Origin of the sequence: Peptoniphilus mikwangii, from assembly GCF_000468535.1 — a bacterium.
GTDB lineage: Bacteria > Bacillota > Clostridia > Tissierellales > Peptoniphilaceae > Anaerosphaera > Anaerosphaera mikwangii.
This window is the reverse complement of record NZ_AUQY01000002.1, coordinates 53,822-77,170: the sequence shown is the minus strand read 5'-3', so window position 1 is coordinate 77,170 and position 23,349 is coordinate 53,822. Positions and strand designations below refer to the sequence as shown.

Annotated in this window: 21 protein-coding genes; 2 read left to right on the top strand and 19 right to left on the bottom strand. The window is 31.7% G+C overall.

Annotated elements, in window-relative coordinates:
• Positions 1 to 87 precede the first annotated feature (87 nt).
• Both M915_RS00735 and M915_RS00730 read right to left on the bottom strand, forming a co-directional pair.
• On the bottom strand, positions 88 to 1,209 hold the full coding sequence (locus M915_RS00735; RefSeq protein ID WP_036728434.1) for a BMP family lipoprotein: 1,122 nt from the start codon (positions 1,207 to 1,209) through the stop codon (positions 88 to 90).
• Between the two features lie 112 nt (positions 1,210 to 1,321).
• Positions 1,322 to 1,981, bottom strand: coding sequence for a Crp/Fnr family transcriptional regulator (locus tag M915_RS00730; RefSeq protein ID WP_036728432.1), 660 nt, complete (start codon positions 1,979 to 1,981; stop codon positions 1,322 to 1,324).
• Between the two features lie 116 nt (positions 1,982 to 2,097).
• Between M915_RS00730 and M915_RS00725 the strand changes: the two genes are divergently transcribed.
• Positions 2,098 to 4,563, top strand: coding sequence for a transglycosylase domain-containing protein (locus M915_RS00725; RefSeq protein WP_036728429.1), 2,466 nt, complete (start codon positions 2,098 to 2,100; stop codon positions 4,561 to 4,563).
• A gap of 62 nt (positions 4,564 to 4,625) precedes the next feature.
• On the opposite strand, the gene fusA is transcribed toward M915_RS00725, so the two are convergent.
• The 14 genes from fusA to ftsH all read right to left on the bottom strand — a co-directional run bounded on the left by fusA (position 4,626) and on the right by ftsH (position 18,257).
• Positions 4,626 to 6,683 carry an elongation factor G gene (fusA, locus tag M915_RS00720; RefSeq protein WP_036728426.1) on the bottom strand — a complete coding sequence of 686 codons (2,058 nt, stop codon included), beginning with the start codon at positions 6,681 to 6,683 and terminating at the stop codon, positions 4,626 to 4,628.
• Between the two features lie 119 nt (positions 6,684 to 6,802).
• Complete coding sequence (locus M915_RS00715) at positions 6,803 to 7,261, bottom strand: MarR family transcriptional regulator (protein WP_009222404.1); 459 nt, start codon at positions 7,259 to 7,261, stop codon at positions 6,803 to 6,805.
• Positions 7,262 to 7,310: 49 nt separating this feature from the next.
• The gene (gene fabZ, locus M915_RS00710; RefSeq protein WP_009222405.1) at positions 7,311 to 7,736 is read right to left on the bottom strand and encodes a 3-hydroxyacyl-ACP dehydratase FabZ; all 426 of its coding nucleotides are present in this window, start codon (positions 7,734 to 7,736) and stop codon (positions 7,311 to 7,313) included.
• Positions 7,737 to 8,972: a beta-ketoacyl-ACP synthase II gene (fabF, locus tag M915_RS00705; protein WP_036728423.1), complete on the bottom strand. Its 1,236-nt coding sequence runs from the start codon at positions 8,970 to 8,972 to the stop codon at positions 7,737 to 7,739.
• Positions 8,969 to 9,700, bottom strand: coding sequence for a 3-oxoacyl-[acyl-carrier-protein] reductase (gene fabG, locus M915_RS00700; protein ID WP_036728421.1), 732 nt, complete (start codon positions 9,698 to 9,700; stop codon positions 8,969 to 8,971). Before fabG ends, fabF begins: the two co-directional genes overlap by 4 nt.
• The gene (locus M915_RS00695; RefSeq protein WP_051259762.1) at positions 9,690 to 10,673 is read right to left on the bottom strand and encodes an ACP S-malonyltransferase; all 984 of its coding nucleotides are present in this window, start codon (positions 10,671 to 10,673) and stop codon (positions 9,690 to 9,692) included. The genes fabG and M915_RS00695 overlap by 11 nt, the downstream gene beginning before the upstream one ends.
• Positions 10,661 to 11,590, bottom strand: coding sequence for a nitronate monooxygenase (locus M915_RS00690; RefSeq protein ID WP_036728418.1), 930 nt, complete (start codon positions 11,588 to 11,590; stop codon positions 10,661 to 10,663). Before M915_RS00690 ends, M915_RS00695 begins: the two co-directional genes overlap by 13 nt.
• Entirely contained in the window at positions 11,587 to 12,495 is a 909-nt protein-coding gene (locus tag M915_RS00685; protein WP_036728416.1) for a ketoacyl-ACP synthase III, read from the bottom strand. The genes M915_RS00690 and M915_RS00685 overlap by 4 nt, the downstream gene beginning before the upstream one ends.
• Positions 12,480 to 13,391, bottom strand: coding sequence for a carboxyltransferase subunit alpha (accA, locus tag M915_RS00680; RefSeq protein WP_081689715.1), 912 nt, complete (start codon positions 13,389 to 13,391; stop codon positions 12,480 to 12,482). The genes M915_RS00685 and accA overlap by 16 nt, the downstream gene beginning before the upstream one ends.
• Positions 13,369 to 14,250, bottom strand: a complete 882-nt coding sequence (locus M915_RS00675; protein WP_036728413.1) for an acetyl-CoA carboxylase carboxyltransferase subunit beta — start codon at positions 14,248 to 14,250, stop codon at positions 13,369 to 13,371. Before M915_RS00675 ends, accA begins: the two co-directional genes overlap by 23 nt.
• A complete protein-coding gene (locus M915_RS00670; protein ID WP_036728411.1) occupies positions 14,250 to 15,620 on the bottom strand; it encodes an acetyl-CoA carboxylase biotin carboxylase subunit in 1,371 nt (456 codons plus the stop codon). Before M915_RS00670 ends, M915_RS00675 begins: the two co-directional genes overlap by 1 nt.
• Positions 15,614 to 16,075, bottom strand: a complete 462-nt coding sequence (locus tag M915_RS00665) for an acetyl-CoA carboxylase biotin carboxyl carrier protein (RefSeq protein WP_036728409.1) — start codon at positions 16,073 to 16,075, stop codon at positions 15,614 to 15,616. Before M915_RS00665 ends, M915_RS00670 begins: the two co-directional genes overlap by 7 nt.
• On the bottom strand, positions 16,072 to 16,296 hold the full coding sequence (gene acpP, locus M915_RS00660; RefSeq protein WP_036728408.1) for an acyl carrier protein: 225 nt from the start codon (positions 16,294 to 16,296) through the stop codon (positions 16,072 to 16,074). Before acpP ends, M915_RS00665 begins: the two co-directional genes overlap by 4 nt.
• Positions 16,297 to 16,451: 155 nt before the next feature.
• A complete protein-coding gene (gene ftsH, locus M915_RS00655) occupies positions 16,452 to 18,257 on the bottom strand; it encodes an ATP-dependent zinc metalloprotease FtsH (protein ID WP_115737014.1) in 1,806 nt (601 codons plus the stop codon).
• Between the two features lie 181 nt (positions 18,258 to 18,438).
• Here ftsH and M915_RS00650 point away from each other — a divergent pair, with 181 nt between their 5' ends.
• A complete protein-coding gene (locus M915_RS00650; protein ID WP_036728403.1) occupies positions 18,439 to 18,993 on the top strand; it encodes a GerMN domain-containing protein in 555 nt (184 codons plus the stop codon).
• A gap of 36 nt (positions 18,994 to 19,029) precedes the next feature.
• On the opposite strand, the gene M915_RS00645 is transcribed toward M915_RS00650, so the two are convergent.
• The 3 genes from M915_RS00645 to M915_RS00635 are packed head-to-tail and all read right to left on the bottom strand — an operon-like array spanning position 19,030 to position 23,171.
• Positions 19,030 to 20,760 (bottom strand): ABC transporter ATP-binding protein, encoded by a 1,731-nt coding sequence (locus M915_RS00645; protein WP_009222416.1) that lies wholly within the window; start codon positions 20,758 to 20,760, stop codon positions 19,030 to 19,032.
• A gap of 2 nt (positions 20,761 to 20,762) precedes the next feature.
• Entirely contained in the window at positions 20,763 to 22,499 is a 1,737-nt protein-coding gene (locus tag M915_RS00640; protein ID WP_036728400.1) for an ABC transporter ATP-binding protein, read from the bottom strand.
• Between the two features lie 45 nt (positions 22,500 to 22,544).
• Complete coding sequence (locus M915_RS00635; protein WP_036728398.1) at positions 22,545 to 23,171, bottom strand: TetR/AcrR family transcriptional regulator; 627 nt, start codon at positions 23,169 to 23,171, stop codon at positions 22,545 to 22,547.
• Positions 23,172 to 23,349: the final 178 nt, after the last annotated feature.

The following is a 23,349-nucleotide window of genomic DNA, read 5'->3' as shown; positions in this document are numbered from 1 at the left end:
TTATTACTATTATACTATAAATTTTAGGATAAATACATACAAAAAAAGAGCCTACAAGAGTAACTTGTAAGCTCTTTTAATCAATAATTATAGTGCTTTAACAAAAGCATCGTAAGTTTCAGCATCATGTGGAACTACAATTTCTTCTGCTACAATCTTGTTCTTAATTTCTTCAACTTTGTCAAGAACTTCTTTAGCTACATGTTTATCTGAAGTTGGAGCAATACCTACAGCACCTGCATCTTTAAGACCTAATTCTATAGTTCTTCCACCTTCAAATTTTCCTTCTTCAACTAATTCTTTAATAACATTATAAACTGCTACATTAGCATTTTTCATAGCTGATGTTAATACATTATTAGGAGCAACTTCTAATTGGTCTCTATCTACACCGATAGCCCATTTTCCGTGTTCTTCAGCTGATTTAATAACTCCATCGCCTACTCCGCCTGCTGCATGGAATATTACATCTGCACCTTGTTCAAACATTTGGTTAGCTATTGCCTTACCTTTTTGAGCATCTGTAAAGTTTCCTGCATATTGGCTCTTAACTTCAATTTCTTTTCCAAGTTCATTAGCTGCATATTTAACACCTGCTGTAAAACCGTATTCAAAAGCACCGATTAAAACAGATTCTTGTCCGCCAACGAAACCTACGACATTAGATTCAGTAGTATGTCCTGCAATATATCCAACTAAGAAAGATGGTTCTTGCGCCTTGAACATAATTCCTAATAAATTTGCAGGAGCTTCAACTTCTACCATGTTACCGTCTTTATCATATCCTACAGTTGGATCCACATCAACAATTGCAAATTTTACATCAGGATTGTTCTTTGCTGTTTCAATAACAACATCTCCCATTTTAAAACCTGCACCAACGATTAGGTTTGCACCTTCATCAAGTAAAGTTTCAAAGTTAGGCATATATTCATTTGAATCTTTTGATTCTTTAAACTTACTAGCGATTCCAAAATCTTCTTTTGCTTTTTCAACACCTTCCCAAACTCCTTGGTTAAATGATTGGTCGTTGATTCCGCCTTCGTCTGTTACAAATCCTACTACAATGTCACTTTTAGCTTCTGAAGTTTCTTCAGCCTTGTTGTTTTCTGCCTTATTGTTAGCAGGTGCGTTGCTTTTTTGTCCACATCCGACAAGTGCAAGTGCAAATACTAAAATAAGTGCAATTAATGAATTTCTTTTCTTCATAAATATCCTCCTATTTCTTTTTATACTCAAATTATACAATACCGGTCAAACATTTTCAAATATTTTTATAATATTATCCAATAAAACTAAAAAACCTATTCCTCTACATTTATCATAAAAATTTTTCAAGTTCTTTTCTATCAAATTTTATAATATCTCTATCTATTTCAATTAATCCATCTTTTTGCATATTCATAAGCTCTCTTGATATAGATGGTCTTGTTGCTCCCAAAAAATGTGCCAATTCTTCTCTTTTAAGTACCATTTTAAAAAATTTATCCTTATTTGAATTTTGCAGAAGGTATTTTGAAATTTTCTGTCTAAGTGAAATTGAATTAAATATTAAAAGTTTTTGATTCAGATAATATGCTTTATTTGAAAGTATAATAAGCATATTATTTAAAATTTTTTTACTTATATCGTCTGAATTTTCAGATAAGAAAAAAGCTTCTCTGGGTATTTTTATTATCTCAGTGCTTTCATTGGCAAAACAATTATAGTCATAGCTATTTTTGTCAATGTATAAATATACCTCACCAAAAACAGTGCCTTCTTTGTTAAAAATATTTACTATTGAGCGTCTACCGTTCACATCAATATTTTCTACAACGACTGAACCTTTTTTTAATATAAACAAATATTTTACTTCTTGCTCTTGCCTGAAAATTTCATCTCCTTTATTCAATTTTTCTATGACAGCTTTACTTTTATCCAAAAAGTACTTTATTTCTTCATTTTTAAGTTTTGAAAACAACTCGCTTACATTTGGCATATTATCACCTCAATAGACATTATATCAATTTTAATAAATTTTTATTATTAATTTTTATAAATATGTAATTTTCCGTAAAATCTGTTATAATTAAATTTAATTAAGGAGGTTACTTGATGAAAAAGACACAAAAACGAAAAAGAAAGTCCTCCGGATTTTCAAGTTTCGTTAAAATACTTTTTATTTTAATTTTGATGGCATTAGTTACTGCCGCTACATTTACCGGAAGTTATGTCCTTTCTGTAATTAAAAGGGCTCCAAAAATTGATCCTGAAAATTATAGAACAGTAATTAATGAAACCTCAAGAGTATATGATGATAAAGAACAGTTAATACAGACATTAGTATTAAATGAATTTTCAGAATATGTAAATATAGACAAAATTCCGATTAACTTACAAAAAGCGGTACTTGCTATTGAAGATGAAAGGTTTTATAGTCATGGTGCAGTTGACTTTAAGAGAGTTATCGGTGCAACTGTAGCAAATCTAAAAGCACACAAAATTGTTCAGGGCGGTTCTACAATCACAATGCAGCTTGCCAAAAACCTATACACTGATTATCAAAAGAGTTTTGAAAGAAAATTAACTGATATATTCTATGCTTATGAACTTGAAAGCGTACTTACTAAAGATCAGATATTAGAAGCTTATTTAAACTCTGCAGGATTCTCAAAAGGTACAGTCGGAGTTCAAGCTGCCGCAAAAACTTTTTTTAACAAAGATGTATCAGAACTCAATCTTGCAGAATGTGCTCTTGTTGCGGGAATTACAAACAGACCGGAAAAATATTCGCCGTATAATAGAATTGATGTAACACTTGAAGATGATTTAGAAAATTTAGAAATAGTATTAATTCCCACACCAAAAGATACGATAAATTCTGAAGAAACAATTCAAATAGGAAAAAGATTAGCCGAACTTGGTAAAATAGACAGCTTTGATTTGAATCAAATTGAAAGAAGTATTATGCGACCGATGAAAGCAATATTTAATCCTGTATCAAAAGAACGTCAGGAGCTTATTTTAAAACTTATGTTAAAACAAGGTTATATTGATCAAGCGCAACATGATGAAGCTATAAATGCTCCTATAAATATTGACATCGGTAACAGAGAAGAAAAAGGTGTCTCTTCATTCTATGTAGACGAAGTGAAAAAAGAAACAGTTTCAATTTTAAAATCTCTTGGATATTCAGAAGAAGATGCAAATAAAAAATTATATGCAGGTGGACTTAAAATATATAGTTCTATGAACTTAGATTTGCAAAAAAGTATGGAAGAAACAGTTTCCAATAATTCATATTTCCCTAATGCCTGGATTGATGATAACGGAATACCTCAACCACAGGTTGCTGCAGTTTTAACTGACCCGCATACAGGACAGGTTAAAGCTCTGATAGGCGGAAGAAATATTTCAGGCGGTTCAAATTTAAACAGAGCTACTACACCAAGATCGCCGGGTTCAAGTATAAAACCTATTTCCGTTTATATGACAGCATTTAAATATGGTGCTACTGCAGGAGATGTATATCTTGACGAAACATTGCCGAGTAGTCAGTTTAAGGGATGGCGTCCAAGAAATAACGGAAATTCTTATATTGGTTGGACTACTATAAGAACACTTTTGAAACGTTCATCAAATGTCGGCGCATACTTGGTAGCAAGAGATATCGGATGTGATTATGAATCCAATGCAAATAAAAATTCTGTTTATTCAAAGGCTGTCAATGAACCGAAAGCCGTAGAATTAATTAAAGAAAATTTAGAGAGTATTGGAGTAACAAGTTTAGTATGGCCTAAAAATTTTGGAAATACAAAAACTACAGATGAAAATCTTCCTGATGAAAATAAAGATGCACCCGTTATGCCTGATGATGCAAACTTTTCTGCACTTGCACTCGGAGGTATGACTCACGGAATATCTCCTCTTGAAATGGCAGGAGCATACTCCACTCTTGCAAATGAAGGTGTATATCAAAAGCCGACATTCGTAGATAAAATTTTATCTACAAACGGCGAAATTATTTATGAAAATAAGCATGAAGGTGAACAGGTTTTATCCGAAGGAAATGCCTTTATAATTACAAATATCTTAGAAGATGTAGTAAAATCCGGTACAGGTACCAGTGCAAACTTTTCAAGAATGCATATAGCCGGAAAAACAGGTACTACTAATCAACAAAAAGAAGTTTGGTTTGTCGGATACACTCCATACTATTTATGTAGTGTATTCATCGGAAACGACAGACATGAAAGTTTACGTTTTTCATCTAATGTAGCTGCTGCTCTTTGGAGAGGGATTATGAAACCGATACATGCCGATTTGGAAAATAAAGAATTTGTTCAACCGGATAGTGTAATAAGAAAATATGTCCCGGGAGCGGATAGATCAGAATATTTTGTAGAAAATACAAAACCCCATTATACAAATAAATTATTTTGGTATGAAGAAGATGAAGATGAAGATAATGACAATAATACCAATAGTGACAACAATGGTAAAAAGTCAAAATCTACTAAAAAGAAAAAATCTTCAAAATCTACAAATTCAAATTATAGAACTGAAAATCTAAAAAATTAAAGGCTTGAATATTCAAGCCTTTAATTTTTTACTTGTTAATTAAAACATTTATTATTTTATTTTTATTTGTTCTTAGCTTCCTCAACTATCTTTTGAGCAATATTTGCAGGAACTTCTTCATATCTTACAAATTCCATAGCAAATGTTCCTCTACCTTGAGTCATAGCTCTTAAATCTATTGAATACTCAAACATTTCAGCTTGAGGAGCTTCAGCAATTAATAATTGAGTTCCGTCATTTTGTTGATCCATTCCAAGTATTCTACCACGACGCTTATTCATATCTCCCATTACATCTCCAAGATATGAATCTGGGATTGATACTTCAACTTTCATTATAGGCTCAAGAAGTGTAGGTTTAGCTTCTTCCATTCCCTTTTTGAATGCAAGTGATGCCGCAATCTTAAATGACATTTCATTTGAGTCTACATCATGGTACGAACCATCATATAAAACTGCTTTAAAGTTTGTCACAGGATATCCCGCCAACACACCGTGTTCTTTTGATTCTATTATTCCCTTTTCTACTGCAGGGAAGTAATTTTTAGGAACTGAACCTCCAAATACTTCTTCATCAAATACAAAATCTTCTTCACAAGGTTCAAATCTTACCCATACATCACCATATTGTCCTGCTCCTCCGGATTGCTTTTTATGCTTGCCTTGAACAGATGCAATACCTTTAATAGTTTCTCTATAAGGAATTATAAACGGAATTATATTAACTTCCACCCCAAACATATTCTTAAGCTTTTCAAGGATTACATCAAGTTGTACTTTACCTTGTCCACCTATTGTAAGTTGCTTCGTCTCGGTATTTCTTTCTATTGTAAAACTTGGATCTTCTTCTCTGAGTCTTTTTAAAGAAGTACCTAATTTTTCTTCATCGCCCTTTGTTTTAGGTTCAATTGCATAATACAATACAGGAGCCGGATATTGAAGTTTTTTAAATTTTACTCCATGTGCTTTATCACATAAAGTATCTCCTGTTTCTGTTGCCCCAAGTTTTGTTGTAGCACCTATATCTCCTGCTTCTATTTCCGTAACTTCAAATTGAGTCTTACCTCTTATTACAAAAAGTCCGCCTAATTTTTCAGTTTCTTCTTTGTTCATATTATAAATCGGAGTATCTTTTGTAAGCTTTCCTGAAATAACTTTAAATATGGAAATTTTTCCTACAAACGGGTCAGTTATTGTCTTAAATACTACTGCCGCAAAAGGTTCTTTTGCATCTACAGTTCTTTCTTCGCCTTCATCATATCTAAATCCAAGATGTGCTCTTTCATCATCCGGAGCCGGCATATAGTTTACAATTGTATTAAGTAATATGTCTATTCCTATTCCCTTTTCTCCTGATCCTACAAGTAGCGGAACCGCATCTCCTGATAATAAAGCTGATGTAACTCCTCTAAGTAAATCTTCACGAGTAAATTTTTCTCCTGAAAAATATTTTTCCATTAAAACTTCATCAGAACCTGCAACTACCTCTGCAATTTCTTCATACATTCTCTCTGTTGCCTTAACTTGATCGTGAGTAAGTTCTGTTTCTTCAGGTGCTCCATTCTTATACTTAAAGCCCTTTTGATATATTACATCTGTAACCCCTACAAAGCTTTCTCCTTCACCTATAGGAACTGAAAATGGAATTACTTTTTTACCAAATGAATTTTCAAGTTCTTCCATAAGCTTTCTAAAGTTTACATTTTCTCCGTCAATTTTATTTACAAATATAATTCTTGGAAGACCAATTTTTTCAGTGTACTTCCACATTCTTTCTGTTCCGACTTCAACGCCTGCAGTTGCATCTATGACCATTAAAACTGCTTCAGAAGCACGAAGAGCGCCATAAGCTTCTCCTATAAAATCAAGATATCCCGGAGTATCTATAATATTAACCTTATAGTTTCTCCATTCTACAGGTATAATACTTGTTCCTATGGAAGTTCCCCTTTCCATTTCTTCTTTTGAAAAGTCGCTTATAGTATTTTTTTCCGATACATGACCTATTTTTTTAGTTGCTCCACTTTGAAATAGCATAGCTTCAGTAAGATTTGTCTTTCCACTTCCGCTATGACCAACTAAGGCCAAGTTTCTCACCTGCTCTGTCTTATAAACTTTCATAATGTAATCCTCCTATATATAATGTTTTTGAAATCGTTTTTACTTTACTATTATAACATATTAATTCTCAATTTAATAGCTACTGTTTTACAGCAAAATAAATTTATTTAACACCTATATCAAGTTTTTAATCTTATCATTCCTTCGGTTATTTCAGGCATTAAATCTTCTGATATTACACTTAACATATATTCAAATTTTTCTAAATCCTCTTCGGAAAACCTATTTCTCGCTCTCTTTAAAACAAGATTCATATATTCATTTTTTACATTATAATAGTTATAAAACTTATCTGTAACTTCTAAAAACACTTCTCTTTTATCATTTTCAGACTGTATTTTTTTTACATAACCTTTTTTTACAAGATTATTTACCTTATAAGTTATGTTAGGTTGAGAGATGTTTAAAAATTTACCCATTTCATTTATGGTAGGTTTATCCAATGCATAAATTACTTCTGTACAAAAAGTTTCCGTAGCTGTAAGAGATGATTCTCTTTCCGCAAAACCGCCAAAAATATTTCTGTAAAAATTCAATTTAAATTTGTCATATAACTCTTTAAAAACATGCTCGAACACAAAATTCACCTCAAATAAATAATAACAGATAACTAAAATAAGTACAATATTATAAACTCAGTGCAAAGGCTATTTCTCCTCTACATACCACCTCACCGTTTACGCATGCAATACAATTTGCAAATCCGACATTTAATCTTCTGCTGATGAGAGTAGTTGTGATTTCTAATGTATCTCCCGGGACTACAGTCTTTAAAAATTTGACTTCCTTTATTTTTGTAAAATATGCTTTTTTCCCAATATTCTTTTCTTCTGAAAGTATTGCAAAAGCACCAACTTGTGCCATTGCCTCTACTATTAACACTCCCGGATATACATGTTCATCCGGAAAATGTCCTTGAAATACAGGATCAGTCACTGTTATGTTTTTTATTCCTTTAGCATATTTTCCTTCTTCCATTTCTATTATTCTGTCTATCAATAGAAATGGAAATTTATGTGGTAATATTTTTGATATTTCATTTGAATTATACATCTATTCACATCCTTTAAATGCAATTGACACATTATGTCCTCCAAATCCAAGTGAATTTGAAATTGCAAGTTTTATTTTTTTATTAACTGCTATATTCGGTGTTATATTAAGGTCACATTCAGGATCCGGCTCTAAAAAATTTATCGTTGGAGGTATGAATGAATTTTTTATTGCAATAAGAGTAATAATTGCCTCAAGTGAGCCGCTTGCTCCAAGTAAATGACCTGTCATAGATTTCGTACTTGATACATTCAAAGAATAAGCATTATCGCCAAAAACTCGTTTAATCGCCTTTGTTTCATACTTATCATTTAACGGTGTGGAAGTTCCGTGTGCATTTATATAATCTACATCTTCCAATTTATTTCCATTTTCCAATACCGTATTTTTCATTGCAAGAGCTGCAAATTTTCCATTTTCATTCGGAGAAGTTATATGACCTGCATCACATGTCATTGATGAACCTACAATTTCTCCATAAATCTTTGCTCCTCTTTTTTTTGCGCTTTTTAATTCTTCCAACACTAAAATTGCAGCACCTTCTCCCATGACAAATCCGCTTCTGCATCTATCAAACGGTATGCTGGCTCTATTTATATCTTCACCTGCATACAGTGCTTTCATAGAATTAAAGCCCCCTATTCCAAGTCCGTTAATACTTGCTTCACTTCCTCCTGCAATAACAACATCATTATAGCCGTCTTTAATGCTTCTATATGCGTCTAATATAGCTGTACTTGAAGATGCACAAGCTGTCACGGGACATGATACATATCCATGTACATTCAAGTCAATTGCTATTTGTGCACTTGTCATATTTGCGATTATCATCGGAATAAAAAACGGACTTACTCTTGAATATCCTTTTTCAAATGCCTTAAAAGACTCTCTTTCAATTGTTGAAAGTCCTCCCACTCCGGATGCTACCATAATGGAAACTCTATCTATATCACAATCGTCAAGCTTTATCCCGCTATCTTCTACGGCTTTTCTTGCTGCAACTATTCCCAAGATATTAACTCTGTCCATTCTTTTTAAATCTTTTTTGCTGAAATGATCTTCAGAATTAAAATCTTTACATTCACATGCAATTTTTACATCTAAATTCTCTGTGTTGCATAATGTTATGCGATCTACTGCACACTTACCTTTTCGTAAATTTTCAGTTAATGTCTTTTCATCATTGCCTATCGGAGAAATAAATCCTATTCCCGTTACTGCTACGCGACGTCTCATATATTCATACCTCCATCAACAGATAGTACTTGTCCGGTAATATATCTCGCATCATCTGATGCTAAAAATATTACAGCTTTTGCAACATCTTCAGTAGTTCCTATTCTGTTAAGAGGAACTTTATCAAGTATTAATTTTCTTGAATTGTCACTTAATTTATCTGTCATTTCAGTTTCAATAAATCCCGGCGCTACTGCATTTACGGTTATATTTCTACTTGCAAGCTCTAATGCCAAAGTTTTTGTCATTCCTATTAAGCCGGCTTTACTTGCAGCATAATTTATTTGTCCGGCATTTCCATGTAATCCTACAACTGAAGATATGGATATAATTCTGCCGTTTCTATTCTTAAGCATATGTTTTGCAGCCAATTTCATAAAATAAAAACAACCTTTCAAATTAACATCTATTACTTTATCAAATTCTTCATTACTCATTCTAATTGCAAGATTATCTGAAGTAATTCCGGCATTATTTACAAGCACATCAATTGTTCCAAATCTTTTAATTCCTTCATCAAAAATTTTACTTACATCCTCAAAATTTGAAACATCTCCTCTAACCCCTAAAAGTTGGCAATTATCTGAGATTTCTTTTTCAAGTAATTCAAAGCTTTCTTTATCTCTATAATTTATTATTAAATTATAACCTCTATCGGCAAATTCAATAGCTATTCTCTTTCCTATACCTCTTGTAGCTCCTGTTATCAAAGCTGTTCTATTTTTCATAAAATTTCTCCACCAAATCTTTAAAATCTTCGTAACTTGAAACAGAAATTACTTGTACATTGCTATTTATTTTTCTTACAATTTTTTTTATGACATTGTTAAATCCTATTTCAATAAATAAGTCTATACCATCCTCAATCATATTTTTTATATCATCTTCAAACCTGACAGTAGACTTAACTTGTTTTACCATTAGATTCTTTATATTACCTTCGTCTTCCTTACTTCCTGTTACATTATAATAGACAGGTATTTTAGGTTCACTAAATTCAATCGTCTTAAAATACTCTTCAAGACTTTCAGCCGCCCTATACATATATGCTGTATGAAATGCTCCCGAAACTTTTAGTTTAATATACCTGACACCGTCTTTTTTTAAATGTAATTTAACTTTTTCTAATACATCTTTATCTCCTGAAATTACTATCTGCTCTTTAGAATTTATATTAGATATTTGAACAAATTTTTCGGTACTGTTATATATTTCTAATACTGCATTTATATATTGCTCAGATGAATTAATTATCGCATACATTTCTGTATTGATTCCCTCAGAACATTTACTCATTTCCGTTCCTCTAAACTTGGATATTTTTAAAACATCTTCTTCATTTAGAACTCCCGAGCAATACAATGCTCCGTATTCTCCAATACTAAGTCCACAAACAGCATTGGGAACTATATTATTTTCATTAAATAATTTTGTAAGCATTACTTGAAAACCTATTAATACAACTTGTGTGTTTTCAGTTTTTACAAGTTCATCTTCATCAGCTTCAAATGACAATCTTTTTAAATCTAAACTTTTATCTACACTATCATAAAACTTTTTTGCTGAAATACTGCTATTATAAAAATCTAATCCCATATGCGGAACCTGACTTCCTTGTCCTGCATATATATATCCTATTTTCCTTCCTCTTATGTTCTCATTATCAAATTTATGTTTTTCACTTAATTTTATTTCGCACATAATTTCTCCTTGGCATTTAAGTATTCACTGTAGATTCCATCTAAGATGTCTACTAATTTTCTCCTTAAATTTACTTCTCCGACTACTTGTCCGCACATTATAGAACCATTTATCATATCTCCATCTTTGACAGCACGTCTTAATGCTCCTAAAGTCATTTGTTCAAGCTCTTGTAGTTCAGCTCCGTTTTTTTCGCATTCTATATATTTTCTTGTCATTTCATTTTTTAGAAGTCTCACCGGCAGTCCATTTATTCTCCCAATTACTGTCACTTGAGATGATTTTGCATTTATAATTTTTTCTTTATAGTCATCATGTATCGGACATTCTATTGCAGGTAACAGACAAGTCCCTATTTGCGCTCCTACCGCCCCTAAAACTTCTACCGCTAAAAGTTGTTTTCCACTTGCAATTCCTCCTGCAGCAATCACAGGTATAGATAATGAATTTGCAACCTCATTTACCAAAACTATAGTCCCAAGTTCACCTATATGTCCTCCTGCCTCTTGTCCTTCTGCAATCACTCCATCTACTCCGAGCTTTTCCATTCTAATAGCAAGTGCTTTAGAAGATATTACCGGAAATATTTTTATATTATGAGCTTTCCATTTATCTATATACTTTCCCGGATTACCTGCTCCCGTTGTAAGAATTTTAATTCCATATTCACAAACTATATCAGAAATTTCTTCTATCTCTCTGTGCAATAGCAATATATTTATCCCAAATGGTTTATCTGTAAGTTTCAAACACGTTTCTATTTCATCTCTAAGCTCCTTAGCAGTAAAACCTCCCGATCCTATAACTCCAAGTCCTCCTGAATTACTTACAGCTGCTGCAAATTTTCCTGTTGCTATATGTGCCATTCCTCCCTGAATTAGAGGATACTTTATGTTAAGCATTTCTTGTAATTTCATATTCCACACTCCACTATTACCCCTGCATATGTTAATCCTCCGCCAAATCCGAATAATAAGGCTCTATCTCCATTTTTTAATATATTTTTATTCTTCATTTCAGCCAAACAAAGTCCAATACTTGCCGATGAAGTATTTCCCATATTTTGAATATTAGTAAAAAATTTTTCTTTATATCCCGTCTTCTTTACAATAGACTCTATAATTCTTAAATTAGCTTGATGTAACACAAAATGCTCTATATCACATACATTTATATTATTCATACCTAAAAGCTTATCTATTCCGGATGGAATAACTGATGTTGCAAATTTATATACATTTCTTCCCTCCATAGTTACTTTAGATTTTCCATCGTTTATAAACTTTAAATCAAAACTTGGAACTGTACCCGATACTTTAGAAAACTTCTCATTTGTCTTTTCTACAATTGTAACGGCGGCTCCATCTCCAAATAACATGGCAGTAGCTCTATCATCAAAATTTATTATATTACTTAATTTCTCTGCACCTATTATTACGGCTTGTTCCCCAACTTTCAGCATACTCTCCGCAACTATAAGTCCTCCTATAAATCCTGTACAAGCCATGTTAATATCAAAAGATAATACTTCTTCAAGTAAATCGAGCTCTTTATGCACTAAAGCGGATAAAGACGGAACTACATAATCTGAAGTAACCGTTGCGGAAATTACCAATTTAATACTTTCTCTATTAAAAATTTGCAATTTTTTTGATGCGTTTAATACCATTTCAGATACCTGTAAATCACTAAAATGTCTCTTTTCAATTCCGGTTCTTTGAACTATCCACTCATTAGTTGTATCAAGATAACTTTCAAAATAACTATTATCTACTGTTCTATCAGGAACATAGCTAACTGCATCTACTATTTTAAGCCCCATTCTAAACTCCTATATTTTTCTCTTCTATTTTTTAATAACTCATCTTTTGGAATATTTTTTAGTTTTTTCAACGCATCAACAATTGAATTTTTAAGCCTGCTGTAATTTTCAAAAAAATCTTCCTGTGTAGGCGCAAGGTCCTCTTCAATAACTTCATCACATATTTTAAATTTATATAAATCTTTTGAAGTAAGTTTCATAATCTCTATAGCCTTATCAACTTTACCGGAATCTCTCCACAATATAGATGCGAATCCTTCCGGTGAAAGTATTGAATATATGGCATTTTCCATCATAATTAAATGATCACAAACGCAAAGTGCTATCGCTCCGCCACTTGCTCCTTCACCTGTAATAACAGAAACTGTATTTGTATTTATCCCTGCCATTGTGTATATGGACTTCGCTATAGCTTCTGCTTGGCCTCTTTCTTCCGCCCCAACCCCGGGATAAGCTCCCGGTGTGTCTACAAAACATATTATCGGTCTTTTAAATTTTTCTGCCTGTTTCATAATCCTTACGGCTTTTCTATATCCCTCAGGATTTACCATTCCAAAATTACATTTTATGCTCTCTTCAAAATCTCTTCCCTTATTTATCCCTATAAATGTTACAACCTCATCATACAACTTTCCAATTCCGCATATTATAGAACTGTCTTCTTTAAAACATCTATCTCCCTTAAAATAAATAGGATCATCTATAATATTTTCTATAAAATCTTTTGCTTTAGGCCTGTTTTTATACCTTGATAAAAAAACTCTATCACTTGGTGTCAAAAATTCTTTTGCATCATTTAAAATAGATTCTTTATATTTCTTAAATTCATAACTATTTTTAAACTTAGATAGTTTTTCTTCATCAAGTATTTCTTTAAAAATCTCTTCTATCCTCATCTTTTCTCCTATGATAGCTCAAAATTTTTCCTATATAATTTTTTTGTTCTCTCCTATCAACTATCTCATCTAAAAATCCATGTTCAATCAAAAACTCCGCACTTTGAAAATCTTTAGGTAATTCTTGTTTTATCGTTTCCTCTATAACTCTTCTGCCTGTAAAACATATTCTTGCTCCAGGCTCCGCTATTATTATATCTGCAAGACTTGCAAAACTTGCAGATACTCCTCCGGTAGTCGGGTCTGTCAAAACCGAAATATATAAATTTCCCATTTCAGAATGTTTTCTAAGTGCAAATGTAGTATTAGCCATTTGCATGAGTGAAAAAATTCCCTCCTGCATTCTTGCCCCGCCACTTGCACAAAAACCAACTACCGGCAGTTGTTCTCTTGCTGCAAGCTCAAAACAATAAGCTATCCTCTCTCCTACTTCGACTCCCATACTTCCCATAAAAAAATCAGAATCCATTAAAAATACATAACACTTATTTCCGCTTATAGCCCCTTTTACCACTATTACAGCTTCACTTAAAGATGTCTTGTCTCTCATAATCTTCTTCTTTTCTTCATAACCTTCAAATTCTAACGGATCCGATTCATATTTTTTAAATTCAATAAATGCATAATTATCCATTAAATATTTAAGTCTGTCCTTTGAAGATATTTTTAAATGATATCCACAATTTGGACAGACTCTCATATTTTTTGTCAATTCATCTTCAAAAATCATAGATTCACAGTTTTTACACTGCGAAAAAACTATACTTTTTTCTAAAATTTTTTTCTCTGAATTTTGTCTTTTATCTCTTATTTCTTTTATTTTTTTAAAAATATCTTTTTTTCTTTTAAAATAATCCACTATCTATAATTCTCCATCAACTTAAGTAAACCATCAAGTTCTCTTTCAATAAAAGAAGTGTTGTATTTACCTTTTATAAAATCAAAATTATAAAGTATTGCATATAAAAGATATAGATTTGTATCAATACCGACTACAATTGTCTCTTCTATGGCCCTTCTCATTTTTCTTATAGCCCCAATTCTGGTTTTATCGTGAACTATTATTTTTCCAATCATTGAATCATAAAACGGACTTATTTTCGCTCCTGTGTATAAATGTGAATCAAATCTCGTATTAACTCCACCCGGACCATATAAAAATTTCACTTCGCCACTTTGAGACAAAAATTTATTAAAAGGGCTTTCTGCGTTAACTCTACATTCTATGGCATACCCGTTTCTTTTTATATCACTTTGGTTAAAATTCAGTTTCATCTCCGAAGCAATTTTAAGCTGTTCTTTTACTATATCAATATCGGTAATCATTTCTGTAACAGGATGCTCGACTTGTATTCTCGTATTCATCTCAATGAAATAAAAATTATTTTCATCATCCATTACAAATTCAATAGTGCCTGCATTTTCATAATTACATGCTTTTGCCGCCTTAATTGATTCTTTATATAACTTTTCTCTTATAGTATTATCAATTCCAAAACATGGTGCCTCTTCAATCATTTTTTGATTTTTTCTTTGTATAGAACAATTTCTTTCAAATAATGAAACCACATTACCAAAGCTGTCCGCAAGAATTTGTACTTCTACATGCCTCGGATTTTCAATAAGCTTTTCTATATACATTGACCCGTTATTAAATGCAGCTATGCTTTCAGACTTAGCAGACTCAAAAGCCACTTTAATATCCGATTCGCTATATACCTTCCTCATTCCCTTTCCACCGCCACCACCGGCAGCTTTTATAAGAATTGGATATCCTATTTTCTTTGCAATCTCAATAGCATCTGAAACTCCGTCAACCTCTCCATCAAAACCGGGCACTACACTTATTCCGTTTTTCAACATCAATTTTCTTGCTCTTATCTTATCTCCCATAATTTCTATAACTTCAGATGACGGACCTATAAATTTCAATCCCTCTTCTTCAAGTTTTGCAACAAAATTAGGATTTTCCGATAAGAAGCCGTATCCCGGATGAACTCCGTCACAATTAGTGGCCTTCGCAGCCATTATGATGTTATCAATATTAAGATAACTGTCCTTACTTCTTGCAGGACCTATACAAACAGCTTCATCCGCAAATTTGACATGAAGAGATTCTCTATCTTCAACTGAATAAATTGCAACAGTTTTTATTTGCAATTCTTGTGCCGCTCTTATTATTCTAAGGGCAATTTCTCCTCTATTTGCAACTAAAATTTTTTTTAACATTTTTCCTCTATCTCAAAAATAATATCATCAAATGCAATCAGCTGTTCATCTTCAAAATTAATTTTCCTAATAACTCCATCTATAGGAGATTTTATTTCGTTGAACATTTTCATCGCTTCAATGATACACAATACATCTCCCTTTTTTACCTCTGCACCTACATCTACAAACGCTTTACTGTCAGGCGATGCTTTAGAATAAAAAATTCCTACAATGGGAGATTTTAGCTTATATAAATAATCCTCTTTAATTTTTTCTGTTTCACTATTTTCCTGAATGATTTTATTTTCTATACACTCATTAATTAATTTTTCTTTACTGTATTCTGAATTCTCTATTGAATCACAACTATTACTTTTTTTAAGCTCTAAATTGAATTCTTTATTAGAATATTTCATTGAATCTATGTTTAAAGCTGAAAATTTTTCTAAAATTTTAATAATATCTGCACTCATTTTTCAACATACTCTAAGATATTTCCAATTGTATTTATCTTTTCAATATCCTCATCTTTGATTGAAATACCGAATTCTTCTTCAATTGCCATTGTTAATTCAACTATGTCAAGTGAATCCGCCTTTAAATCTTCAATAAGATTTGTATTTTTATCTAATTCCTCAACACTACATCCTAAATTTTCCGCTACTATGTTTTTAATTTTATCTAAGTTATTCATAATTTCCTCCTAAAAGTATAATATATAAATATTTTTATATAAATATTTATATAAGTATTATATTCAGGTGATAATTATATGTCAATATTTTTATATAAATTTTTTTATGAATTGAACGTAAAAAAACCTTCTATATTAATATAGAAGGTTTTTTATTATAAATATTTATTTAGTATTTCCATAAATTCTTCTCCTGTAATTGTTTCTCTCTGAAGAAGAAAATGTGCTATTTCATGCAGTGCATCAATATTTTCTTTAAGTATATTGATTGCCTTTTCATGAGCTTTTTCTATTAACTGTTGAACTGCTAAATCTATCTTACTCTCAGTATCCGGTGAACAACTTAGACTGGTATCGCCACCCAAGTATTTATTACTTACACTTTCCATGGCAACAAATCCAAATTCATCACTCATTCCAAATCTTGTAATCATAGCCTTTGCAATTTTAGTCGCTTGTTCAATATCATTTGATGCGCCGCTTGTCCTCAATGAAAAAATTAATTCTTCTGCTGAACGCCCGCCGGTTAATGTAACTATCTTATTAAATAATTCTTCCCTGCTCATTAAGAATTTTTCTTCTTCATCTACTTGCATAGTATATCCTAATGCCCCACTTGTCCTTGGCACTATTGTAATTTTATGAACAGGTGCCGAATTAGTTTGCATTGCGGCAACAAGTGCATGTCCAACTTCATGATATGCAATAATTTCTTTTTCTCTAGGAGAAATAACTGCATTCTTCCTTTCATATCCTGCAAGAACAACTTCAACAGATTCCTCAATATCTCTTTGAGTCATCTTGTCTCTGCCCTCTCTTACAGCTCTAAGAGCTGCTTCATTAATCATATTTGCAAGATCGGCTCCACTTGCTCCGGCAGTAGCTTTTGCAACTTGTGTATAATCTATATTATCATCTTTGATAATTTTTGTTGAATGGACTTTTAAAATAGCTTCTCTACCTGCAAGATCCGGAAGCTCAACCGGAATTCTTCTGTCAAAACGACCTGGTCTTAAAAGTGCCGGATCTAATGATTCCGGTCTATTAGTAGCTGCAAGAATTACAACTCCGTCATTTCCTTCAAAACCGTCCATTTCTGAAAGAAGTTGATTTAAAGTTTGTTCTCTTTCATCATTGCCCGAAATTCCGGCTCCATCACGTCTTTTACCAATAGTATCTATCTCATCAATAAATACAATACATGGTGCTTTCTCATGAGCCTGTTTAAACAAATCTCTTACCTTAGCAGCTCCAAGTCCGACAAACATTTCTACAAATTCAGATCCTGAAATTGAAAAAAACGGTACATCAGCCTCGCCCGCTACAGCCTTTGCAAGAAGAGTTTTACCTGTGCCGGGAGGCCCTACAAGTAGTGCTCCTTTAGGAAGTTTGGCTCCTATTTTTGTATACTTCTTAGGATTGTGTAAAAAATCAACTATTTCTGTCAACGCCTCTTTGGCTTCATCCTGTCCTGCAACATTATTAAATCTGATTCCATCAGTAGATTGGACATAAATTTTAGCATTAGATTTACCAAAACTCATCGGTCCTACTCCACCTTCTCCACCAAATCTCTTAAGTATAAATCTTGAAAAAATATACCAAACTAATAATAATGTTATAAATGTACTTCCCATTTGAATTAGAACCATCAATATAGGATTTAATTCATTAGGATATTCCTTATCAAACTTAACATTATTTTCATTAAGCCTATCTACTAATTTTAAATCATTAAATGTTGATGTTTCAAACTTTTGAATTTCTTTTCCGGGTTCTTTAACATCAAATCTTATTTTCTTATCTAAAACATGTGCTTCAGTAACTTTACCACTTTCAACATAATTTAAAAATGTACTGTAATCTGTAGTCGTTACTTTAACATTTTTTTGTAATCTTTGCCTTGTAACATACGGAACAGTAAAAATTAACACTATAGCCAGTATGTAATAAATTAACATAGGTCTTTTTATAAATTTGTTATCTTTATTTTTTTTGCCATTATTATTTTCATCGTCAAAAAACAAATTATCACCCCTCCTTAATAAATAAGAATTATACTATAAATTTTCTCATTATAATAGTATAATCTAATAATACCCACTTTAGTTATAAAAAAACTACATTTTAAGGAGGAATAAAATGAAAAAATTTACACAAAACTTAATATTTATTGCAATAATACTACTATTACTTACATCTTGCGGCAAAAGCTCTATAAATAATAGTGCATCCGAAAAAGAACCGGTTAATGAAACTGTTTATGAAATCAGCTTATACTATCCTACAAAAGAATTTGTAGTAAATGGAGATGAAAATTATAAATTTGCATCTATACGTACAACTGTTAACGACATTGACGAAATTAAAGATGAACTGGAAAAATTAAAAGTCTCTCCTAAAACTGCAACAAATTCTGACGGAAAAGAAACAGATGTATTTGCTGCAATACCTAAAAAAATAACTATCAATAATATCGAGCTACATGAATCTATATTTACAGTTGACCTGAATTCTAAAAACTTAGAAGGCGGAAGCTTAGATGAACAAATTCTAATCGGTTCTATAGTAAATACATTAAAATCAGTAAAGAAAAATAATACTCCGGTTTCTAATTCAGTAAAATTTACAGTTGACGGAAAAGATGTTCAAACACTTATGGGACATTTTGATGTAACTGAACCTATTGAAGAATAAAAAATATCCGTTTCTAACATTAGAAACGGATATTTTTTAAATTTTCCAACCCACAGCTTCTTTTCTTGAATTAATAAACTTGGAATATATTCCATCCTGTTTTATTAACTCTTCGTGAGTTCCTATTTCTTCTATTCTTCCATTATTAACAACTAATATTTGATTTGCATTTCTAACTGTCTTCAATCTGTGTGCTATCATTATTATCGTCTTGTTCTTCGTAAGCTCTTCTATAGCGCTTTGAAGTTTATGTTCATTTTCCGGATCAATATTGGCAGTTGCTTCATCAAATATAATAATCGGAGAATCTTTCAATATAGCCCTTGCAATTGAAATTCTTTGTTTTTCTCCTCCGGATAAACTTCCTCCTCCTTCTCCAATTATGGTATTATATCCATTCGGAAGACCCATTATAAAATCATGACAACAAGCTTTTTTTGCAGCCTCTATTACCTGTTCATGTGTAGCATCAGGTTTTCCAAATCTAATATTATTTTCTACTGTATCTTGGAATAAATATACATTTTGAAATACCATACTTATTTGTTCCATAAGAGATTCCAATGTGTATTCCTTTATATCTCTTCCACCTATCGTTATACTACCCTCATCAACATCCCAAAATCTCGCAATTAAATTACACATAGTAGTCTTTCCGCTTCCACTTGGTCCTACTATTGCAGTCATGGTTTTTCCCGGCAGTTTTATAGAAATATTATCTAAAATTTTCTTTTTTTCATACGAAAAACTTACATTTCTAAATTCTATATCATGGCTTTCAGGTATGATTTCTTTTCCATCTATATCCATTTGCGGTATTTCATTTATTTTTTCCGCTTGCTCTATTGAACTGCTCACTATACGGAACGTAGCAAGCGAACTTCCTGTTGAACTTATTTGTGTAAATACCATAAATGACATTATTATACACATTATTGCATTTGTAAGTGTCATAGTCCCATTCAGATACATTGATACTGATACAATAATCATTAATACGCTAAATATATTTAGTGATATGGATTGAGCCATTATATACGGTGTAAATACCCTCTCCACACTTAAATTTGAACTTCTACTATTTTCTAATGCTCTACGAACTTTCTTATCTCCCTTTCCTGTTAAATTAAATGCCTTTATTATATGCATACCTTGTATTTGCTCAAGTACTGCTTCTACAAGCTTAGCTTGAGCTTTTTGCCTTTTAGGAAGTAGTGTTCTTGATCTTTTTTCCATCTTTGATGTTATTACAAGATATATTGCTGTTCCCATTACTACCAAAATTCCTATCTTCCACTCAAATAAAAGTATCATAATTGTAAATACAACTGAATTTATAAACCCGCTAAGCATAGCTACAAGTATCATAGGTGCAAGGGTTTCAACATCATCCAATACTGTTGTATTTATTCCTATTATTTCTCCTATGCTTGTCTTGTTGAAATAACCCATGGGAACACTTTTTAGTCTATTCCCTATTTCTATTCTCTTATTGGCAACCATAAAATAGCCCGCATGCGTTTGCTTAAGCTGAGTAAAATAATTTATACTTGCTCTGCCGATAATACTTATTACTAAAAGCATAAATGCAATAAAAGATATTTTCAAAGACTTTTCTCCCTTGATAAGTCCATCTATAACAAAATATATTGCACTTATTTGCAACATGTGAAAAACTGCAAATACAAAACCTAAAAATACAGATTGACTGATATTTTTTCTCTCTTCTCCGGCAAATTCCCATATCTTTTTTAATGTATTTATCATAATTATTCACCATCCCTTGCTCCAATATGTGCATTCCACATATCTCTATAATCTAAGTTATTATTTAGCAATTCTTCATGAGTCCCTCTATCTGCAACTCTTCCATCTTTTATCAAAAATATTTTATCTGAATTGGTTGTTGTGGATAATCTGTGAGCTATTACTATTACAGTTTTCTCTGAAATTAATTTTGCAACAGCTTTTTGAACAATAGCTTCATTTTCGGGGTCTATATATGCTGTTGCCTCATCCAAAATCACTATCGGAGCATTTTTAAGCATAGCCCTTGCTATTGCAATTCTCTGTCTTTCTCCTCCCGATATATGACTTCCACTACTACCTGCAACAGTATCATAGCCATCTTCTAAATTCATGATAAAATCATGGCATCCAGAAAGCTTAGAAACTTTTTCAATTTCTTCATCCGTTGCATCTATATTGCCCATTCTTATATTCTCTCTTATACTCTCATCAAATAAAAAATTATCCTGAGATACAAATGAAACTAAATCGTATAGCTGATTTAAAGGTATCTCTTTTAGCTCTATACCTCCAATTTTTATACTGCCTGACTTAATATCCCAATAACCTGCAATTAGCTTTGCAATTGTAGATTTTCCGCTACCGCTCAATCCTACAAAAGCATTCATTGTACTTTCAGATATATTCATATTTACTGAATGCAGTACCTCTTTTTCTTCTGTGTATCCAAACGATACATCTTTAAGTTCAATATTCATATTATCAAATTTCACACTTTCCTTATTGTGAATTTGTTCTTCTCCACATAAAATTTTATCTATTGAATCTACAATAGTTCCGACCTTAGCAAGATTATCAAAAAACATCATTGCAGAAATAATCGGACCTGCTACTCCAAGAGATAAAATTATAGTTGTTATAAAAATTTCTATCGATATGCTTCCCTTAATATAGAAAATCCATCCTATCGGCAATGTAGTGATCATTGTCGTAGGTGATATTGCACCTGCTAACGAAGTGTAAAATTGACATTCCTTCATCCAATTATAAAAATATGCCGCATTTGCATTTACTTTTTCAGCAAATTTTGCATAGGATTTATTCCCCTGATTAAATGCCTTTATTACTTCAATACCTCCTACATACTCAACTATTGCCGAGTTCATTTCCGCATTTGTCCTTACAGCACCCTCATAACGCTCTGTGTAATTTCTCATTATTAATCCCATAAAAGACATGCCTACAGGAATAGATACTATAGATAATAATGCCATTTTCCAATCAAGTACAAATAAGTAAATTATTATACATACAGGTCCCAAAATATTTGAAGTCATTTCAGGAACTAAATGTGCAAGAGTTGTTTCAGTACTTTCAACCTGATCTACAATTATCTGTTTCATTCGTCCGCTTGATGTTTCTAAAATTGTTCCAAGTGGCATTTTCGGCAATTTATCAAGAATTTTTAATCTTATATTTTTTAATACGCTAAATGTCGACTTATGTGATATCGAAAGAGCATTTGCATAAAAAACAACCTTAATCAAATAACCTAAAAAACTAATTAAAGCCCAATGAATATACAAATTGTTATCTGTATTTCCATTTAATAAATTAATTAAAATCTTACTTACTGCAAAATATGGTATCATTCCTCCAAGTACACCTATTATTGCAAATATTACAGACTTTATTAATCCCGAATGTTCTTCTTTAGCCAATTCCCATATCCTCATCAAAGGATTTTGTTTCTCCATATTTTACCTCCTTCTCAGCAACTAAATTCATTATAATTTCTATTATTACATTGATATTTCCAATAACTCTTTCCATCCTGCAGAATAAAATTTTGTAATCGTTCTAATACACTCTATTGCCTCTTCTCTTTCATAGTCATGAAAAATCGTTTCAAACATACATGAAAAATAAGAATGCACCAACATATGCATTTCCTTTTCAGATATTTTTTTATAAACTATATTATGCTCCTCAAAAAGCATAAACATTCTTTTATTTGCACGCATCTCTTCCTCAACCAGCCAATCTATAAAATTGACATACCTCGTTCCATCCGAACACATTAGTATGAGTTTAAATGCGTCAAAATTGTCATAGATATAGTCAATAAAAACCATAGCAATATCAACACCAAACTTCATCATTGAAATTAAATCTTCATTAGATAAATAATCAAAACATATTCCCTCAGCAATTCTATACTTTTTCATAATTCCATTTATTGCAGGATCCACAAGTTCAGAAAACAAAGCATTTTTATCTTCAAAATGTCTGTAAAATGCACCTGTTGTTATTTCCGCACCTCTGCAAATTTCCCTAAGGTTTGCTCTCTCATATCCGTTTTTCAAAAAAAGTCTTTTAGCACTTTCAAGAATTTTTTTATGAGTAACCTCATAATTACCGTTTGACAAACTATAACCTCCTCATTCAAAGATTACTTAGTTATCATGATACTATTATTGATAATTAATTTCAAGTATAATTATGTAGTTTTATTTTTGAATTCCATTAGACAAAAAAACAGCCTAAAGCGGCTGCCTTTCTTTTTAAAATTTACTTTTTACAAACTGCAAAATATATCCTCTTTCA

Bases quoted from the DNA above. Each gene is read 5' to 3' on its own strand.
- M915_RS00735 (WP_036728434.1), bottom strand. From the start codon at position 1,209: ATGAAGAAAAGAAATTCATTAATTGCACTTATTTTAGTATTTGCACTT.
- M915_RS00730 (WP_036728432.1), bottom strand. From the start codon at position 1,981: ATGCCAAATGTAAGCGAGTTGTTTTCAAAACTTAAAAATGAAGAAATA.
- M915_RS00725 (WP_036728429.1), top strand. From the start codon at position 2,098: ATGAAAAAGACACAAAAACGAAAAAGAAAGTCCTCCGGATTTTCAAGT.
- fusA (WP_036728426.1), bottom strand. From the start codon at position 6,683: ATGAAAGTTTATAAGACAGAGCAGGTGAGAAACTTGGCCTTAGTTGGT.
- fabZ (WP_009222405.1), bottom strand. From the start codon at position 7,736: ATGTATAATTCAAATGAAATATCAAAAATATTACCACATAAATTTCCA.
- fabF (WP_036728423.1), bottom strand. From the start codon at position 8,972: ATGAGACGTCGCGTAGCAGTAACGGGAATAGGATTTATTTCTCCGATA.
- fabG (WP_036728421.1), bottom strand. From the start codon at position 9,700: ATGAAAAATAGAACAGCTTTGATAACAGGAGCTACAAGAGGTATAGGA.
- M915_RS00695 (WP_051259762.1), bottom strand. From the start codon at position 10,673: ATGTGCGAAATAAAATTAAGTGAAAAACATAAATTTGATAATGAGAAC.
- M915_RS00690 (WP_036728418.1), bottom strand. From the start codon at position 11,590: ATGAAATTACAAGAAATGCTTAACATAAAGTATCCTCTAATTCAGGGA.
- M915_RS00685 (WP_036728416.1), bottom strand. From the start codon at position 12,495: ATGGGGCTTAAAATAGTAGATGCAGTTAGCTATGTTCCTGATAGAACA.
- accA (WP_081689715.1), bottom strand. From the start codon at position 13,391: ATGAGGATAGAAGAGATTTTTAAAGAAATACTTGATGAAGAAAAACTA.
- M915_RS00670 (WP_036728411.1), bottom strand. From the start codon at position 15,620: ATGTTAAAAAAAATTTTAGTTGCAAATAGAGGAGAAATTGCCCTTAGA.
- M915_RS00665 (WP_036728409.1), bottom strand. From the start codon at position 16,075: ATGAGTGCAGATATTATTAAAATTTTAGAAAAATTTTCAGCTTTAAAC.
- acpP (WP_036728408.1), bottom strand. From the start codon at position 16,296: ATGAATAACTTAGATAAAATTAAAAACATAGTAGCGGAAAATTTAGGA.
- ftsH (WP_115737014.1), bottom strand. From the start codon at position 18,257: ATGTTAATTTATTACATACTGGCTATAGTGTTAATTTTTACTGTTCCG.
- M915_RS00650 (WP_036728403.1), top strand. From the start codon at position 18,439: ATGAAAAAATTTACACAAAACTTAATATTTATTGCAATAATACTACTA.
- M915_RS00645 (WP_009222416.1), bottom strand. From the start codon at position 20,760: ATGATAAATACATTAAAAAAGATATGGGAATTTGCCGGAGAAGAGAGA.
- M915_RS00640 (WP_036728400.1), bottom strand. From the start codon at position 22,499: ATGGAGAAACAAAATCCTTTGATGAGGATATGGGAATTGGCTAAAGAA.